This window comes from Pseudoalteromonas sp. PAST1, assembly GCF_021532515.1.
Classification (GTDB): domain Bacteria; phylum Pseudomonadota; class Gammaproteobacteria; order Enterobacterales; family Alteromonadaceae; genus Pseudoalteromonas; species Pseudoalteromonas simplex.
On record NZ_JAKGBH010000024.1, the window covers coordinates 1 to 17,066 of the forward strand.

Here is a 17,066-nt window from a genome sequence, read left to right on the forward strand (position 1 = left end):
CATTGATGCATTAAGCGGCGCACATACACTCTAAGTAAAGTGCTTAAGTCTGATTATGGCAAGAAATTGTTACTTTGTCAGGGATAGTCAACACTTTATTAGCGAGAGACTTGCTTGGCTGACATTTAAGACAAATCGCGAGATTCCAAATCTGCCACCAACAGTCGGAACTGAGTAACTCACTTGAGCTTTAAAAAGTAAAGCATTGAAATATTTATGGTATTTATACATCCTACCTAGCTCACAGCAGAGTTTAGCATCGTGCATTAATATGACCTTACACTAAAAATACGTACTAGTTGACGTCTATCAAACTCGTTTACGAGATAGTGTAGTGGTCGACAAATTTTGGCCACATCGTTATTGCCTAATAACCGATGCTCTCTTTAAATGCGAAATGAGTAGTGCACGCATTTTTAGCCTTTTGGCAAAACGTTGATGTCTCGAAATTTTCAAGCGCTGTGCCTTGTTTATTTTCAGAAACGTCTGCTTTCAGTGAAAAGCGCCGATTTAACCGAGTATCAGTGAATTTCCGCTTCTGGCACATAAGTAATATTCAGAAGGTGCGAATACTACATTAGCTCACTTTACTGCAAAAACCGTAACCAACGTCTTCATTGAGTCACCCGGAATCAAAACAAAGTGCATTTTGCTACCAAGATGCTGCCAGAACTCGGCCTGTTGTGCATATTTTTTGGCTTTTTGGATAGTGACCCTTTCAGATAACTGGGCTTTAGTTAGCGCAGAACATAGCAGCTTTGAGCACAAAGCCTTCCAAGGATGCTTAGGTACACCGTCTGAAAGCCGTTCCACGAATCTTTCAAGCGCGTGACGAGTCACCACGACAGGTCCCATGTTCGGAACATTTATTACCTCATCGATTTCTCTCACGGTAGCATTATCGACGCAGTATTCTTCGAAGGAATGAGAGAGCCATTCTTCCCGTTTTTCTACCGAGATCTGTGCTTCCTGGTATCGAGTGAGCAAAAACCTAGTCAGGCTGTAAAGTGAATGCTGAGTTGATCGTTGTTTCTGTAACTTTTTGATAGCTCCTTTACTGACCCGGATTTGAAGCCCATTACCGCTTCGGTTACTCCCCATCACCTCTTTCACTGACAGTAGGTGATGAATCGCATAGAGCTCAGCTGCAATTGGCTTTTGCTGCTAAGGGAGCTTGTCGTATTGCTCACCTAAATCGACCTTTAGTTCGCCTCCTCTTCGAAGGCCTGTCTTCCAGTAAACCGTAAACTCATCATCAATCTGCTTTGTTAACAGGGTTAATACCATCATGTTTGTTTCTCCTATTGGTTATCTATTTTTCATTCTCCATGTTTTTTCAAATATGCAAGGCGTAAAAAAGGGGCCGAAGCCCCTTGGATCAGATATGAACTTTCGGAAAGCCCATGGCACCGTAAACATTCAGCACATCATTCCAATCCCAACTTTTCACGCCGAGTGACGTTGGTATCGGAGGGATCAACACTTGTGTCAGAATGCCTTTCTGCCAGGCCTTTTTCTTGAGTTCATTCGCTGCATTCAGGCCTGTCTCAGAGAGATCGTGGTCTACCCAGATGTACAGCATTTTCACATTACTTGGTGGTTCGAACCTAGCCAGTAGCGTTGCATTTACAACCGACCAACATGTTTGCCCCGTTGCTCTGGTAACCGCTAAAGCTGTTTCGATACCTTCAGACACACCTAATACCTCACCAGGTTCACCTATCGGAATGGCACCACCTGTGATTGTTCGGTCACTGGGTATGGGCATCATCTTTTTAGGCTTTTCAACCGGTGCTTTGAATCCATCTTCACTTAGGTAGATCCGATGGAACGTGGCCGAACGCCCTTGCTGCGTAACGATTTTACCTAGCAGCGCTGGGTAGCTATCGATAAACAGACCATCTTCATTATGGTAAGGCAAGTTTGGATGAAACCTCAGCACCGAATCCCATTCAGGACGAAGCCGCGTAACAATGCCACGACGATGCAAGTAGTTCCAAACTGGTTGCGCACGAGTATCTGCAAGGGATAAGGTTTCTCCCCAGGTTTGATTCAAGCGATGGATAATTGCTTTGTCCTCTTCCTGCTTTTTAGTCTTCCAGTCAACCGCGTTACTCGGTATTGCCCGAGTTGGTACTTGTCCGGGTTGAATACCTAGAACTTGACCGATTGCTTCAATAGACTGAGCAAAGTTCCATCCATTAATCCAAGACAACAGTTCAAAGCCATCATGAAAGATCCCGCAGGTATTACAAACACCACCACCGGTATATTCAGCATCTTTGAACAGCCTAAAGCCATCACGACCGCCATGAACAGGACAAGCCACATGTCGGCCTTTTCGAGCAATAGCGGCATCAAGTTCTGGCACCAATGCCGCCAAGACTTGAAGCCATTGGCCATTGAGATATGGCCTTACTGTGTCAATTTGTAAAGGTAACGCCATATAACCTCCTTAAGTAAAATGCCGACTCCTACCACAGGTGGTAAAAGTCAGCTTAGGACCTGCATTAGCCGTTTGGTTAATGCAGGAACGTTAGTCAAGCTGGATACCATGTCGTCTTAATAGCCACATGATGGAATCACGAAGCACATCAGGATCGACAACCGCAGCCATCGCGCAAACACGAAAGCAAAATGGCGCTATTTCGTCATTTTGAATCCACGACAACACATCCTTGCGCAACCGAGTACTGACACGACCGTCCAGCAACACACGGATCGCATCCAAAAGAATGCCTTCGCGTAACTGCCAGATTTCCGTGTCAGACCAAGTGACTGGGGCATCATCAAACTCAAATAGAAATTCGAGCTGTGATGACGTGTGTTGATGGGACTGCTTTTGTGATGAAGGAAAATGGGCAATGCGCCCATTCATTAAAGATAACCGCGTTCGGCAAGCGAAACGCAGCCCTCGGATGCGACCACGACATGGTCAAGCGTTCGAATATCAACAAGTGACAAGGCGTCACGGAGTCGATGAGTGATGCGTTTATCAGCTTCACTGGGTTCAGGATCACCCGATGGATGGTTATGAACCAGTATCACTGCTGCCGCATTAAGTTCCAACGCCCGCTTTGTTACTTCCCTTGGATACACGCTCGCCGCATCTAAAGTGCCTTTGAATAGCTCTTCAAATCGAATAACGCGATGCTTTGTATCAAGAAACAGCACGCCAAAGACTTCGTGCTCATACTCGTGCATCAGTGTTTGCAGGTATGAGAACGCCGACGATGGCTGTTCAATTTTGCGACCTTTACTCAATCGACCACGGGCAAGCTTGAGCGCCATATCTAAGATATCCGCTTCAGTCACTTGCTCAGGAACGATGTAAGTACCGGCTTCTTCGCCAGCTAAGAACTTTTTGTTTTTCATAGGAGTCTCCAAAAAAAAACGGAGACGAACCCATGCCCTGACGGGGACGGAATCGTCCCCGCAGGGTGGTAAAATTGATGTGGTTACTGAATTAACAGTTGTTGTGTTACTTCGAATAACTCACGCTTCAGATCTTTGACATCATTAATCACGATGCTTTGAGGAAAGAATCTCTCAACACTGCGTGTTTGAATCCCGATCCCCAGCAGCTCAAAGCCACTGCGTCTGCACCGGTCAACAATGTCATGCGTGGCAGCCCAATCATCTGGGTCACCATCCGTTAGCACTATCATTAGCTTTCGCTTCTGTTTTTGTGCCAACAAACTGTTTGCCGCAAACCACATAGCTTGTGCCATAGGCGTACAACCTCGTGGTTTTTGGTCAAAACAGGCGGCCCGATGTCGAACCGATTGCTTGGGCAATAACGCGATAGATACTTCCTGATGAATACCAGGAAAATAACTGACCGCAGGTACAACACCCGGTATACCTTCCAATGCCATGGCCAAAGCCAAAGCAGCTTCATTGGCAACATGAAAGTACTTGCGATTACCTTCGCCAATGGGTTTACCCATTGAGCCCGATATATCGACAAGCAAGTGCACAGCAGCATTGGGCGCAATGCGCGGCTGCCTTTGAATAAACAATCTCGACTCACCTGCTTGGGAAGCGGCAAGACGATGGGTTGCAACTCGAAGACCGTGCCGTTTGGCATGATTCCGATTGTCCTGACTGGACTGAACCATGCCCCTAAGTCGGGCTCGAATTTGAGCCGACTCAGACGCCGATAAGGTCAAGATAGCCTCATCACCCAACATAGCCTGCTCTGCTTGAGGCAAACTGAGTGGTGTGACGCCCTGATGTCCTTCAGCTTGTTCCGACAACACTTCTGCCACTTGGGCAAAGGTATCGGGTTCAAACTGAGCGGCACTGGCCTCTAAGGCTTGTCGCAAATTGTCAGCTTGATCAGAGTTATCTGAATCACCCGTTTCAGCAAAATCCTCCGTTGCAGACAAGTCTTTTTCTGGGGTTTGACTATCACTACTGTTATTGCTGTCATTACTCGCATCTTGTCCAATGTCATTACCGCTATCAGCATCCGACTCATCCTGTGGTGGACGAGATTCTTCTTCCAACATGGCAACGATGGCATCGACAAGTTTTAGCACTTCACCTGTAGACGCCAGGCTAGGCACTGCTGTCAGCATGGCGCTTAACCGGCTCATCGCTACGGCAGGAAAGAGTTGTCTCACTCTTTCATCAACTGCTTGATACAAAGGCGTCAGCGCTTTCTGGCCCAGAAAATGGCATCTCAAGCGGAACAATAACCATGCTTGCAAGTTAGATGCAGGCTCAAGCTGTTCAGGTACACACATTTGCTGTGTGTCCACCATGTACTCAATAACTTGCGAAATACTGCGCCTGGTTCCGGGATAATCCTTTGCCAATTCGTTTTCAATGCGAACGTCCTCAATGATATTGAGAAGTGCCTTACGGATCGGCTTGGACGACGCCTTCTGCACCATGTCAAAATTGGTATGCCGAATATGCGCCGCTTCATGAGCCAGATAACCCCAAGCTATCTGTTGATAGTGTGGGTCGTCTGGGTTTGCTGTTGGGATCACAATCCGCTCACCATCGGTAAACGCATCTTGTCCTTGAATAAGCACCTTCACACCAAACTTTTCGCCATAAGCGGCGGCAACGATTGGCAGTGCGTTTTTTAATGGATGATTCATGGGAGTCTCCTAATCATTAGGGGGAATACTCCCTCAGCGGGAGCGTTTCCCCGCTGGGAATGTATGTGTTTAAACCTGTGCTTTTAGCTTATCCAGGTCGTATTTTTGACCTAACCAAGCCACCAATTGGGCTGGACTCTCGTGCTGCTCAAATGACGTTTTAAGCTGGTCTAAACTCAGGATGTCATCCAATGTCAGACCGTACTGGTCTTGTAACTGAGTAGACACCTCGTGTTGATATTGCAGCCAGGCCCGCTCATAAGCGGTTTGCTGCAATACCATGTTTGGAACAAATACCATGGCCGTTACCCAAGCTCCATGTGCGTCCGCATCTGCGATCAGCACAGGGTTCTTGGGGATCACGACACTATGTGTTGAGTACGACCGTTGTACTAACGTTCGACAACTCGCCACTTCTGGTATCGATTCACTTTCAACCGCATCAGTCACACCACGAAAATGTGCTTCAAACTGGTTCAGTTGGCTGGGGTTATGGATAGTTGATTGCATAATTTCCTCTTACATAGTTCAGAGGACATGCGCCCTTCAGGGCAACATGCCCCCAAGGACGTTAGAAATAAAATGAGTTTGGTACAGTCGAACCAAGGTTTGGTCTGACGGTTGGTTGTGGTATTGCACGTAAGTTATCTGCCTGAGCAGATACCGGCTGTGCGGGTTTAGGTTCAGGTTTGGGCATCAGTTGTCTGATATCCAATTGACCTTCACCGTGCATTCTCATCTTGTCTGGATCAGACAAAATTAAAATGGTCGCCATCAGTTCGTGATAGAGATTGTCTGTCACAGGGCCGGTCTTCGGCAGACGAACAAATAAATTGTCCATCGCTTCAACCATTGGCTGAACTCGATGATCGAGGAAGGACAAACCATCCAACTTGTCTCTTAACCGTTTGAGAGGATTAAGGGCTCGCTGGCTGATTTGATTCTTACCTGCAACGGAACGCTCAAACAGTTCATTGGCATCACGAGCCACCTCCCTAAAGAGGGTGTGTCCCATACCATTGACCTTGTCATCTAAGCCACCAGCTTGGTCAGCCGGTTGCATTCGATAGATGGCATAATCGAACTGAAGACGTTGTTCCACGTCTTCGATGGGTGATAATGCACGTCGGATTGCATCTGCAAATTCCGGGTGTTTCGCAACCCAGTCAAACGTCACCTGATCATAGTTGTCCAAGAACAACTGCTTGCACTGCGCAAACTCCTGACCGATCCGGTCAAGCTCAGGAACAATCTGATCAATTCGATCTTCAGGGACGGCATAGCCACCTAAAAACCGTACACCGACTTGCTCACACAAGCGCTGCGCTTCTTTCTTAAGCCTTTCAAAGTTCGCCAATGCCTCTGGGTCGCAAATTTTTTTACTCCCTAAGCTGGCAACATCCTTCGGTGGAAGTTGGCTGCCATTAGCTAATCTGAAATCTTCAGGCCTTAGTTTTTTTCTACCGCTCCAAATGGAACAGTCGATGTGACAAATCAAAAGTTTGTCGAGGGTTTGAATACTCATAGTGCATCCTCATGTAAGATGGGGACGCACCACTCCCAACAGGAGCAATGGCCCCCGCTTGGGTGGTAGTAGTTGACGCGCTAATGGCAACATCACTATCAGAAATAGTAATTTTGCGAATCAGGCGACGATTGGTTGAGATCGATTTTCGCAGGCATTAAGTCCAGTGCTTCAGCTATCGGGCGAACCCGCTCTAAATCACTGCCTAACAGCCTCAATACATCTTTTTCCAACTTCAGTTGGTCAGATACTTCTATCCCTTCAGGACTCGCTACTGTGAGCGAACACAGTGGTGGTAATTGACGCTTAAAGGCGAGTAACAGCAACAATGGCCACGGGCCATCATCAGTGTTAACAATGCCAGCGCCTTCACCTGACACCATGCTAATTTGATTGGTACTAGGTAATCCGCTTTTGCAAAACCCTAATGACCATTCTCCAATCCTGACCTGGTTATCATCAATAACAGCCAAGCCATAGGCTTCAAGCAGCTTTGCCATATCGAACAACGCTTTTTGTGCCAGCGAGATTTGGCCATTGACGTCCTTGCGAGTACGAAACTCCCAACTGACGTTATTGGCACACGCGACGCTATCTAGCGCATTTGAGAGTTCAAATGGCCGCCCTTGATGATCAATGCAGACTTGTCCAACAAGTCGATAACCCTTATTGATTTTCTCATTGATTCGTCGGTCTGCTTCAGCGTTAGGATCAGTCGAGTCAATCAATCGCTGCTGTGACAATTGACCGGCTTTTCCAAACCGAACTTCAATCACCTGGGTATCTAATCCAACGTAAATGGCCCATTCTTTGGCTGTCCCATCAGAATGGCTGTAACGGTAAAGAGCAAAGCACTTTTCCATCATCAATCCTCCCAATGGTCACCGAAGACATCAGCAGCAATACGATGAATGGCTTCACGTTGCTCCAACTCAGCACGAGCCGTCAAAGACCGAATCAGCGCATACTCCACTGCGTTAGGAGCGCCTTTAAAAGCAAGTGTTAACTTTGCCCAGCGCACCAAGGTCCGAGTGGACATGGTGATACTGAGTTCTGCACCGCCATCCGCGCCCCCAATAAAAAGACGACGAATGTCACCAGCCACCTTCACCATTTTTTGGCGAAAGACCTCTGGTAAGCCCGGCGCAACGTTCTCCAGAATGGCTTCCTCTACAGATGGCTCTGCATAGGTCGCTTCAATGATTCTAAAGCGATCAAGAAAAGCCAAATTCTGTTGAAGCACACCTTGATACAAGCCCGTCTGGTCACCGCTGCCCGCACTGTTGCCGGTAGCGATAAAACGAAACTTGGTATGTGGCATGATGATCTCACCGCCATTTTGTGCGATGACCAAAGGGGCACCTTCCAAAATGTCATTGAGCCCAGCCAGTTCAGCAGGCTCAGCAAGATCCATTTCATTAATGATCAGCAAATGGCCATGCTTGACAGCCAGTGCCAGCGGTCCATACACAAAGGTCATGTTGCCATTAACCAGTGTGTGGTGACCGATAAGATCGGACAACTCCAATCGACCGTGCGCAGTAATTTGCTGAACAGGCCAATTCAATCGAGAAGCAACTTGGCAAATTAGCGAGGTCTTACCGCATCCAGTGGGGCCTGTAATATACAAACCGTCACCGTCTGGGTTAGACAAGAACGCCAATACGTCACGTAAGTCTTCTTTTCTAAAAACATACTCGTCCTTGCGAACGGGAATGTTTGGATGGGTAGTGTCGGCACTAAATCCTTCCAGAACGAAAGCATCAGGAGCCGGGACATTAAACGCTTGATTCACTTGAACCAAAAATGGGGAATGTTCAGTCATGGTAAACCTCATTAGTTTTAACGAGGCCCCATGCCCCAACAGGGAATGAAGTCCCCGTCGGGTGGTGTGTGGATTGTGGTATGGCTGTGTATGTAAGAGTTCAGCTCGCTCTATCATTCGTACCCAGCATTGGCTACGAGTGAAACTGCTTTCTGATGCACTCGATGTAAGCGCATGAGAAAGGAGCCGAAATCGGCTCCAAGTGAACGTTAAAAATAAAATGAGCTTGGCGAGTCACCTGGCAGAACCAAGTTCTCTTGCTCAAAGCTGATTTTGATTGGTGTTTCGACGGGCTGCTCTGGCTTATTGGTGCTGATACGCAACCGCTCTTGTGGCGCTTTTCGGTAAGCGGCTAAAACCTGTTCGTCCAGTTCGCCTAATTTATCGGTGGCCAATTGCTTATAGTCCACAGTGCCCGCCATCATGTAGCGGCTGAGTTTGACCCCAGCATAATCCGCATGAGCGTAATTACCCATCATAGCGACCAATTTTGACTGAGCTTCTCGCATTTCCTCTTTCAAAGATTTAATGTGATTTTCCAGTCGGACAACTTCGGCATGTGCTGAGCAATACTGGCGAGACAGCGATGTCCAGCGGTATTGGGCTTCACCCTTGGGAACAAAACAATCTTGCTCAGGGCATTTTGACGGTTCTTTTTTGGTCTGTACTAACTCCCAAAACTGAAGCGCTGTTTCTTGCAACTCAGTTAAGAACGCGGCGTCTCGTTGTATTTCAAACTCAATCAGTTGATCCTCAAAATAGAAAACCAACCAACCACGCGTGCTATTGGCGACCAGTATTTGATGCTGTACTTGCACCCAATACAACTGGTACGCCTCGCTTTGTTCTCGGTGAGCTTGCACATCCTCAAAAACTGACTGGCAAGGACATTTCAGTTCAACGGGTTCGCCCGCATCGTTGACGCCATCAAAGCTGGCTCGAAAGATTGCGTTATGATCGGCTTCTGCACATAACGGCAGAAGAAAGTCATTATGCGCATTCTCAAATGCTCGCCTTGCTTGAGGCTCCAACCGTATACCGCGAAGCACATTGGGATTATTAGACAGGTCTTCCGGTAATACGAATCCGGTTTTTTCTGCCCATAATCGCCAAGGTGTTTTGTAGGGTGAACGCCCCATAATAATTGGGGCTTCAGATGCCGTAACCCCTGCAATGCGCCACTGGTGCCATGCAGGAGTACGTTGTGATAGGTCGATAACCTTCATATTGCCTCCTTTGAGGGGAGACTCCCCCGAAGGAGAGAACTCCCCTTCAGGGTTAAGTGGTTACTTTGCAGCTTGTGCTAACGCTGTTTGGTGCTGAACAACACTTGCTTGAACCGAATCAATTGCCGCTTTACCGGCTTGAATCGAACCTACGACAAGGGCAACAACCAGTACCAAGCGAAAAAGTGAGGCTGATTTAGTCATGGAAGATCTCCAAAAAAAGACGAGACCTTCCCCCTGACGGGAGAATAATCCCGCCAGGGTTAGTAGAATGAATGCGTGGCGCTAAGAAGCTAAAGGCTGTGTGAGCGCTTTGGCTGCTTGTTGCTGTGCATTAAATATTTCTTGTTTCGCAAACGTCAGTTCAACACCTTGAAAATGTTCATTGGCATATTCCAATGCACTATTCCAAGCGTTTGAAGCTTCCGCCCGCTCGATAAGCTTGTAAACAAGCCCTCGGGTTCGATCATCAACTTGCTCGGGTGGAATCACAGATGGCTCAACAACATGTGTAGCTTGGCCTTCGATAATTCGCTCCGCTTCGTCTTGATCGAAAATTCCCACAAAGCCAAACGCGATGCGGGAACACTGGATCATGGATTTATGTCTTAGCATTCGCTTAGTGTGCGTCTGCCATGGACCATCTACACGGTAAGGGCCATTTTTGCCGTTACCTTCAAAAGGCGGCCGATAGACTTCATCCAGATACTCAGTGATTTTGACTGGGTGCGAACGGTCGCGCCGGTAGATGATGCATTCCATCCATTCAGGGCATTCTTTCGCGCCATCCAGTGAGACTTTGTTTTCTGAAGTCTTAAACTCCATGCCATCAAACTGGTCGTGTTGATTGATGATGCGAGACCATCCATCGACACCTACCACTGGAATAATCCCAGCTTGTTTATCAGGGAACGCAAAAATCTCTTTGGTGAAAGGGTTCAAGCCGTACTGATCTGCAACCACCAAGAGCGCCATCATCTGCTCATTGGTCGGTGCACTACCGTCACGTTGCTTGAATGCTGTTGCTTTTAGGGTATCGAACAACTTGTTTGGATCGACACTAAAGCGCTCAGCAAAGCGTTGGATTAGCTTTGGTTTTTCCATTGTGGACTCCGACAATCAAAGTGGGAGTCTGCCCCTGACGGGAAAGTACTCCCGGCTGGGTTTAAGCGTTTTTGCTCGGTTAAAAATCTGGTTCAGGATAAGTTTGTGCCCAATTAGCTTGGGAGCCCGCATCATCCGCCGCTGATGGCTCAGATGTTTTGTTCACACTATCAAGAAGCAGAAACTCGTCCGCGTCCACTTCGGTCAATCGATGCTTAATACCATCTTTCTCCCATGAGCGCGTGCGCTGAGGACCTTGAACAAAAAGCTTCGCTCCTTTTTGGATTAAATCTTTTGCTCTTAGCCCTAACTTAAATCCACCACGATCTCGAAAAACGACCCGATGCCATTCCGTATGCTCTTTGAGCTCATTGGATTGACGGTCGCGCCATTTCTCAGAAGTGGCCAGTGAAATGCTGGTCACTAAATCACCTGATGGATAGGCTCGTGTCTCTGGCTCAGAGCCAACGTAGCCTATGAGTGTTACTTGGTTTTTCATAATGTTCTCCTCGTCTTAGTTGAACTCTGTGCACACAGTCGTTTCTGCCCGGCTGGGCAAAGATGACTGACGGCGCAGATAGGTTGGTATGTCGAGTAAAGCCATGTCGTACTGATGTGGCTCTTTGTAAAACGCAGATGTCAAACGGGGCATACCAGGAGCTTTAGGCACTGCCATTGGACGACGTTTTGGTGTTGGTGTGAGCAATCGCTTGATTTGAGTAAGTACAAATCGAAACGGGCGCACGCTTTGACGAGCAAGCAATCGCAAAAGCGACCAGCTCAGTTTTGCAAGCAACATAATGCCTGCGATTTGGATAATAAATCCGAAGATATATTCCATTGGTGACTCCTTAATTTGGTTGTGAAGGAGTCACCCCCAACTGGGGAAAACTCCCCCAGTTGGGTGGTGAAAAGGCGAACCGTAAGGAACGCATGGTTGAGCATGTAAAAACATGCAGGCTATTTGTTTAGGGAGGCTAGCTACCTCTTAGTACCACTGAGAATACTCAGCGGCGGGCTTCCTTTGAGCTCATGCTCTCAGGCGCAGATATCACTGAAACAGATCAGCAATATTTGAAAGTCAGTGTAACCGTCTTATCCAGACAGGATAGTCAGAAAGATGCTCAATTCTTCCACCTAGCTGAAAGGCCATTACCGCACAGAGGATTAGGCTAGGGACTGATTTTTGTCATATCAGGAGCAAACTTATGGCCCAAGCAAAACCCAATTACTCAAAACCCATCTTTGAACAATCATTCACAATTAACAGCTTACAGGCGCAACGTGTCGTTGACCGTGTTTTTAGACGGACGGTCAGTGCGCTTTACGGAATCGATGTCATCCTGCGCATCATTGGCGATGAGAACGAAATTGATGAAGTGGAACAGATCATTAGTCAATTGATCGAGGATTGCGCTAAAGCGGTAGACAACGAACAAGCTCGTTTGGACAAACTGATGGAGTCCAACGGTATCGATGAAGTACCTGACTACACCGACCCGATTACCTTCAACGCCAAAATCAGCTCGCCTCAGGTTGGCCAGTTTGTCGGATTAGTTCGCAAACTCGATGCGTTGATGCTCTCAATGGACACACTCTGGTTGTCTAGCGTGCTTAGCAACAAGCAACGTGTTGATGGCAACTACGCATGGCAACAGCGCATCATCAAACTGGCTCGACGCATAATTGATATCGAAATTCGAGCACGAAAATCAGCCCAAGCTAAGGGTAAAGAAGCAGAAGTTGAGCAAGCGGTGCCTTCAACCGATGACGATATCACTGAAGAGGAAACAGATAACCCCGCCAACTAGCCAACTAGGCTCCCATCAACCAGCCCCTCTCGAAGGGGCTCTTCTAAATTGCAGTTGTGAACTTTGTAAAACAGTTTTGGACATTTTTGAGTCAGCCGAGAGCGCATTGAAACGTTGATAAAGCAATCATTGCTCAGAAATTCTGTTTTTTAACAAGACTGATATTTAATCAATAAACTCCATATACTTAGCCCTCAGCTAAACCTACTAGGAGTATATTTGTGAAACACTGGTTATTCTTGACAATAGCAATACTTGGTGAAGTGATTGCAACCACTACATTGAAATCAACCGATGGTTTTACAAAGTTGATTCCTTCATTCGTTGTTTGCTTAGGTTATGGTATTTCTTTCTATTTTCTATCGTTATCCCTTAAATCTATACCAGTTGGCATCGCTTATGCTGTATGGGCGGGCTTGGGCGTGGCCATTGTTACTGGCATTGCTTGGCTTGTATATGGACAGAAAATGGATACATGGGGGTGGATTGGAATTGGATTAATCGTATGTGGTGTTGCTGTACTTAATCTACTATCTAAAACCAGCGCTCATTGAACGAATGACAAAGTGATAGGATTGAGTGAGTCAAAATCTTAATCAATGGCTTAACTTTGCCCCGTAGCTAACACAAAAAAGGGCAAAAGCGCGTTAGCTGAAATTGTTCGATCTGTGATCACAAAGTGCAAAAATGGTTACTTTAAAGCGTAAAATCGCATTAAAGTAACCAAAATGGAACATTATTGTCGCTGCTATTTTAGAAGGACGAGCTCAATTATTCCCCGAAATTTCTTCCGTCGCCTCCTGACGCAGTTTCTGTGCATCCATTCCGTTTAGCCGTTCAATGGCTCTATCTGCGGCACTTTGACGGTTCCCATCAACGTTTAGCGTACTTCCTGAGCCTGTGAGTCGTTCCAGATCCAGTGACGGTATTTCGGGTAGGTTGCCCGTGATCGACAAGATACCTATCCATTCATCCAAATTGACTTGGCTCCAATCTACCTGGTTTAACTGACTCGCGGTCAAACCTTCACAGTTTGGTGACTTCGCACTGCCCCAGCCAAGGCCTAATTGCGGACGTACTTGTTCTTGAATGATCCGTGAAAGTGGCGAAGTAAAGCAGCAATATGACTGCCGTTTTTCAACACAGGCACCTAAGAACTTGGACTTGCAGTAAGAGCCCACGTAATGGCAACTCTTCAATACCCGCTTGGCGTTCATCTCAAACTCACTCTGCTCACATTTCCAGATAAGCTGAATGAGGATCATGGTGACTGAATAAATCATGTAGGCCGTCATAACCGTACTCAGAACTGCGCCCGCTGCGCCTCCCAGTGCAAAGTTACCACCCGAAACGACACCATCGGCTCCAACCGCGCCACCAACGTTACTAAACAGTGCCGATTGCGCCCCCGAACCAAAGGTCGTACCTACCCATTCAGCCGTCTTATTGGTCAACACCTGCATGAAGCCAGTCGCAGCTTGCTCCGCTCCCGCGCCAGCAGCCGTTGATGGCCCAGCTCCCATGAGAGAGTCCCATGCTGACACAAAAGGCTCTTTGACCGCACTCCAAGTGCTCGTGATTGGCTCCCTGAGCGTATTCCAAGAACCATAGATTGCCGAAGACGGATTCATGGCCATGACTGCCGTATCAAGCTTGTTAACCGCCACTATCATCGTGATGTAGTCCGATAACGACACGCCGCTTGGCTTTTCACAGCAATCCACTATGCCGCCAACGGCTTTTTTGCACTGGCCAGCATTACCTTTAAAAACCGTACACTCGACGTTATCTTGGCCATCAGCTCCCGTACATGACATATCATTGGTCATAAACTGCGCCGCATTAAGCATCGCAGCGGCTTCTGCAAAGTTAGCCTGCTTGATTGACTCTGGCTCTAAACAATCTGTGCCCATACAGCGAACTGGCCCCTCACAGTTGTATTGAGTTTCCATTCGTGCATTTTGCACTTCTACGCTTTGTCCGCAGTCATACACCAAACTTTGGATATAGCAGAAGCCTTCATGACCAGCCCCGCCTTCAGTGCATTCGGTTCTGACATATTGGCAAGCCAGATTTTGCTCTAGCGCGGCACACGTATTGGTGGTCGTGTTTTGTCCGTTATTGACGATAGTTTGAGTATTACCATTGGCATCTACCCAGCTATCTGAGCTGCCCATGTTGAACTCAGGATGAGCAGTCGAAGCATTGTAGGTCGCTCTTGCCCTCCAGCATGAGAGTCCCAGTCCATCAGAACTGCCGCGACTGGTTAAATGAGCAGGAGACGAAACAACCGCAGGATAAAGGCTTCCAAGATTAGCCAACTCGCCACTACCAACCGTTAACCCGTCGATTCGTTTTGTGCCCGTATCCAAACACTGCCACTGCACCGCAGTAAACTGATCCGTTTGCATCAAGCATTGCTCTATGCCCGGATCACTTGATTGATGAACAATGTCTTGCTCTAAGTACTTGCCAGAGAAGGTCAATGAAGCGCTCAGTTTCGCAGGAACCAAACACTTCTGAACTTCTCGGCTGCAAGTGTCGAAATCGACTTTGTACCAGCCGGATTCGCATCTGGAACGAGTGACTTCCTGAGGTTCATGCCACGAAATAATCGACCCATTAACAACTTTACACAACGAGCCAACCAAGGTTCCTTTTGGACAGGTCATTTCAGGGTACTTAATGGACGGTTTCGTCTCAGTCACCGTTTCCTTATTGCCCGTCAGTGAGAGTGTCGTTTTCCAACCATTTGCCTTGGATGGCGACTCGGTGATTTGTATCTCAGTATTTTGATTATCAAAAATCCTCAGCGTCGCGTTTCCAGTTTGCATAGTGCTGCTGTGCTGTGGAACAAAGCTGAGCGTTTCAGAGCTAAAGCAACCGCGCTCAATGGACCAGCTTTGTTGATGGGTTTCAGCGGATACACGTCGTTCTAACTGACACTCAGTAAGCGTGCTGATCTTCTCGCACACCTGGTAATCCGGTACATGCTTGGTTTCAGTAAATGGCGTAATCGTCTGAGTAGGCTCACAGGCCTCAAAACTACTCGGCATAAGATTGGATACCACACACTTTGGATCGCTGGTTTGCAATCCACAGTCATAGGTATCGGTAAAACGAATACATTCATCTTTATCATTGGTTTCGGCACATTCTGACGACATGAATCCACAGGAAGGATTCGCTTCAAGCACTTGGCAGGCCTGATTTTCAATCCCCTTATAGCTTTCATCATCCACACTAACTTGTACACGCCGACACAAAGGCGATATGCCAGCCACAGGGCTTGGGGCAAAATAGGATTCACAAACTGAAACACCATTGACCACCGTACATCCGTTGGTTGAAGACGGCTGATCCGTGCATTGAATGCTGTAGTCTGAAAACTTCGTCGGAATATCCGCTGCTTGTTCGATACAGGACTGTGGTGACCAACTATCATTCATCACCACCTTGGTTGGATCAAAGCGCACCTTGATGCGTGCATACCCCTCACCACTACCCGTTACCGATACGCGAATTTTTACCGGCACTTCTAAACCGGGCTCTACCGCTTTTAGCCTGGCAGTGAGATCGGTATTTGGATTGCGCTCCCAACTGGTACTAAGCTCGCAGCGACCTGCCGTTTCTGGTGGAAAGTTATTGTTCGGCCCAGACCAGACTTTCTGATCGCCAAGCCACACTTGCATGTAGTCATCCCATTTGGCGTACTCAAGTACGGCTGAGGTAATCGCATCGGGGTTCACGACTTTGAGTGTGATGGCCTGTTCGAACACTTTACAACTACCATTCCAGTAGTTGTCACCAATTCGTCCTATCCAAACTTCAAGACACCCTTCACCACAAGAGCGAAGGTTCATCGGCCCTGAAACATGCTCAATGATACCTGCCGTGTAATCGTGAGTGATAGTGCAGCTGTTAACCGCTGTATTGAGCCTGTCACATTGCTGGTAGTTTGGGCTGCCTTCACCTTGAGACTCACAGCCGGGGAAGCTTTGCGTTAATAGATTTGGGTCAGTTTGAACCGCATCGGTTAATGCCCAAAGCGGATCATTGACCATATCTGGCCGAGACCTGTCTTTGATTTCCTGTAGCGAACGAAATGCTTCACCCGTAGCGCCACTTTCGGATGCCATGCTCTCTTGGCGCTGTGTCCCCAATTGATTCATGCTGGCATCAGAGCCATAAACGCCCGTTAAGACATCCAATGAGCCCTGATCCATACCAGGGAAAAGCTCTTGCAAGTTAATGGACTCATTACCACTGCCATTCGGCACCGACAATGTATTGCCATTGAGTGCGGGCATCGTCCAGTTTTGCAGCAATTGCTTACCTTCTTGTTGTCCGCTTAGGCCGGATTGGCGCTGCACATCAGCGGCCACACCATGTAAGGGCAGGCACGCCATAGTGATTGATAAAATACCCGCTAAAACTCGGGTAAAAAGTGTTGGTTTCATG

General features: G+C 47.5%; 18 protein-coding genes. 2 read left to right on the top strand and 16 right to left on the bottom strand.

Annotation, left to right across the window (positions count from 1 at the left end; all coding sequences use genetic code 11):
- Positions 1–582 precede the first annotated feature (582 nt).
- From L1272_RS12915 to L1272_RS12980, 15 genes are all read right to left on the bottom strand, one after another.
- On the bottom strand, positions 583–1,101 hold the full coding sequence (locus tag L1272_RS12915) for a hypothetical protein (protein WP_442961839.1): 519 nt from the start codon (positions 1,099–1,101) through the stop codon (positions 583–585).
- A gap of 63 nt (positions 1,102–1,164) precedes the next feature.
- Positions 1,165–1,290 (bottom strand): hypothetical protein, encoded by a 126-nt coding sequence (locus L1272_RS23265; RefSeq protein ID WP_442961840.1) that lies wholly within the window; start codon positions 1,288–1,290, stop codon positions 1,165–1,167.
- Positions 1,291–1,378: 88 nt separating this feature from the next.
- Positions 1,379–2,446: a DUF7146 domain-containing protein gene (locus tag L1272_RS12920; RefSeq protein ID WP_235373589.1), complete on the bottom strand. Its 1,068-nt coding sequence runs from the start codon at positions 2,444–2,446 to the stop codon at positions 1,379–1,381.
- A gap of 90 nt (positions 2,447–2,536) precedes the next feature.
- The gene (locus L1272_RS12925; protein WP_235373590.1) at positions 2,537–2,878 is read right to left on the bottom strand and encodes a plasmid-related protein; all 342 of its coding nucleotides are present in this window, start codon (positions 2,876–2,878) and stop codon (positions 2,537–2,539) included.
- Positions 2,878–3,375, bottom strand: coding sequence for a RadC family protein (radC, locus tag L1272_RS12930; RefSeq protein WP_000791199.1), 498 nt, complete (start codon positions 3,373–3,375; stop codon positions 2,878–2,880). Before radC ends, L1272_RS12925 begins: the two co-directional genes overlap by 1 nt.
- 83 nt (positions 3,376–3,458) lie before the next feature.
- A complete protein-coding gene (locus tag L1272_RS12935) occupies positions 3,459–5,114 on the bottom strand; it encodes a VWA domain-containing protein (RefSeq protein WP_235373591.1) in 1,656 nt (551 codons plus the stop codon).
- Between the two features lie 69 nt (positions 5,115–5,183).
- Entirely contained in the window at positions 5,184–5,624 is a 441-nt protein-coding gene (locus tag L1272_RS12940) for a hypothetical protein (protein WP_235373592.1), read from the bottom strand.
- A gap of 61 nt (positions 5,625–5,685) precedes the next feature.
- Positions 5,686–6,639 (bottom strand): DUF3150 domain-containing protein, encoded by a 954-nt coding sequence (locus L1272_RS12945; protein WP_053426188.1) that lies wholly within the window; start codon positions 6,637–6,639, stop codon positions 5,686–5,688.
- Positions 6,640–6,737: 98 nt separating this feature from the next.
- Positions 6,738–7,502 (bottom strand): hypothetical protein, encoded by a 765-nt coding sequence (locus tag L1272_RS12950; RefSeq protein ID WP_442961843.1) that lies wholly within the window; start codon positions 7,500–7,502, stop codon positions 6,738–6,740.
- 2 nt (positions 7,503–7,504) lie between these two features.
- Positions 7,505–8,464 carry an AAA family ATPase gene (locus L1272_RS12955; RefSeq protein ID WP_235373594.1) on the bottom strand — a complete coding sequence of 320 codons (960 nt, stop codon included), beginning with the start codon at positions 8,462–8,464 and terminating at the stop codon, positions 7,505–7,507.
- A gap of 209 nt (positions 8,465–8,673) precedes the next feature.
- Positions 8,674–9,690 carry a YqaJ viral recombinase family nuclease gene (locus L1272_RS12960; protein WP_235373595.1) on the bottom strand — a complete coding sequence of 339 codons (1,017 nt, stop codon included), beginning with the start codon at positions 9,688–9,690 and terminating at the stop codon, positions 8,674–8,676.
- Between the two features lie 60 nt (positions 9,691–9,750).
- Entirely contained in the window at positions 9,751–9,894 is a 144-nt protein-coding gene (locus tag L1272_RS12965) for a hypothetical protein (protein WP_000167275.1), read from the bottom strand.
- A gap of 81 nt (positions 9,895–9,975) precedes the next feature.
- Positions 9,976–10,794, bottom strand: a complete 819-nt coding sequence (bet, locus tag L1272_RS12970; RefSeq protein WP_000414662.1) for a phage recombination protein Bet — start codon at positions 10,792–10,794, stop codon at positions 9,976–9,978.
- A 79-nt stretch (positions 10,795–10,873) separates the two neighbouring features.
- Positions 10,874–11,293, bottom strand: a complete 420-nt coding sequence (locus L1272_RS12975) for a single-stranded DNA-binding protein (protein ID WP_072155941.1) — start codon at positions 11,291–11,293, stop codon at positions 10,874–10,876.
- Between the two features lie 15 nt (positions 11,294–11,308).
- On the bottom strand, positions 11,309–11,635 hold the full coding sequence (locus L1272_RS12980; RefSeq protein ID WP_008305491.1) for a hypothetical protein: 327 nt from the start codon (positions 11,633–11,635) through the stop codon (positions 11,309–11,311).
- Between the two features lie 367 nt (positions 11,636–12,002).
- Here L1272_RS12980 and L1272_RS12985 point away from each other — a divergent pair, with 367 nt between their 5' ends.
- On the top strand, positions 12,003–12,605 hold the full coding sequence (locus L1272_RS12985; RefSeq protein WP_008305494.1) for a hypothetical protein: 603 nt from the start codon (positions 12,003–12,005) through the stop codon (positions 12,603–12,605).
- 221 nt (positions 12,606–12,826) lie between these two features.
- Positions 12,827–13,159 (top strand): DMT family transporter, encoded by a 333-nt coding sequence (locus tag L1272_RS12990; protein ID WP_008305497.1) that lies wholly within the window; start codon positions 12,827–12,829, stop codon positions 13,157–13,159.
- A 213-nt stretch (positions 13,160–13,372) separates the two neighbouring features.
- On the opposite strand, the gene traN is transcribed toward L1272_RS12990, so the two are convergent.
- Positions 13,373–17,065, bottom strand: coding sequence for a conjugal transfer protein TraN (gene traN / locus L1272_RS12995; protein ID WP_235373596.1), 3,693 nt, complete (start codon positions 17,063–17,065; stop codon positions 13,373–13,375).
- Between the last annotated feature and the right edge of the window lies 1 nt (position 17,066).

Excerpts from the sequence above, each read along its gene's own strand:
- L1272_RS12915 (WP_442961839.1), bottom strand. The coding sequence starts at position 1,101 with ATGGGGAGTAACCGAAGCGGTAATGGGCTTCAAATCCGGGTCAGTAAA.
- L1272_RS23265 (WP_442961840.1), bottom strand. The coding sequence starts at position 1,290 with ATGATGGTATTAACCCTGTTAACAAAGCAGATTGATGATGAGTTTACG.
- L1272_RS12920 (WP_235373589.1), bottom strand. The coding sequence starts at position 2,446 with ATGGCGTTACCTTTACAAATTGACACAGTAAGGCCATATCTCAATGGC.
- L1272_RS12925 (WP_235373590.1), bottom strand. The coding sequence starts at position 2,878 with ATGAATGGGCGCATTGCCCATTTTCCTTCATCACAAAAGCAGTCCCAT.
- radC (WP_000791199.1), bottom strand. The coding sequence starts at position 3,375 with ATGAAAAACAAAAAGTTCTTAGCTGGCGAAGAAGCCGGTACTTACATC.
- L1272_RS12935 (WP_235373591.1), bottom strand. The coding sequence starts at position 5,114 with ATGAATCATCCATTAAAAAACGCACTGCCAATCGTTGCCGCCGCTTAT.
- L1272_RS12940 (WP_235373592.1), bottom strand. The coding sequence starts at position 5,624 with ATGCAATCAACTATCCATAACCCCAGCCAACTGAACCAGTTTGAAGCA.
- L1272_RS12945 (WP_053426188.1), bottom strand. The coding sequence starts at position 6,639 with ATGAGTATTCAAACCCTCGACAAACTTTTGATTTGTCACATCGACTGT.
- L1272_RS12950 (WP_442961843.1), bottom strand. The coding sequence starts at position 7,502 with ATGGAAAAGTGCTTTGCTCTTTACCGTTACAGCCATTCTGATGGGACA.
- L1272_RS12955 (WP_235373594.1), bottom strand. The coding sequence starts at position 8,464 with ATGACTGAACATTCCCCATTTTTGGTTCAAGTGAATCAAGCGTTTAAT.
- L1272_RS12960 (WP_235373595.1), bottom strand. The coding sequence starts at position 9,690 with ATGAAGGTTATCGACCTATCACAACGTACTCCTGCATGGCACCAGTGG.
- L1272_RS12965 (WP_000167275.1), bottom strand. The coding sequence starts at position 9,894 with ATGACTAAATCAGCCTCACTTTTTCGCTTGGTACTGGTTGTTGCCCTT.
- bet (WP_000414662.1), bottom strand. The coding sequence starts at position 10,794 with ATGGAAAAACCAAAGCTAATCCAACGCTTTGCTGAGCGCTTTAGTGTC.
- L1272_RS12975 (WP_072155941.1), bottom strand. The coding sequence starts at position 11,293 with ATGAAAAACCAAGTAACACTCATAGGCTACGTTGGCTCTGAGCCAGAG.
- L1272_RS12980 (WP_008305491.1), bottom strand. The coding sequence starts at position 11,635 with ATGGAATATATCTTCGGATTTATTATCCAAATCGCAGGCATTATGTTG.
- L1272_RS12985 (WP_008305494.1), top strand. The coding sequence starts at position 12,003 with ATGGCCCAAGCAAAACCCAATTACTCAAAACCCATCTTTGAACAATCA.
- traN (WP_235373596.1), bottom strand. The coding sequence starts at position 17,065 with ATGAAACCAACACTTTTTACCCGAGTTTTAGCGGGTATTTTATCAATC.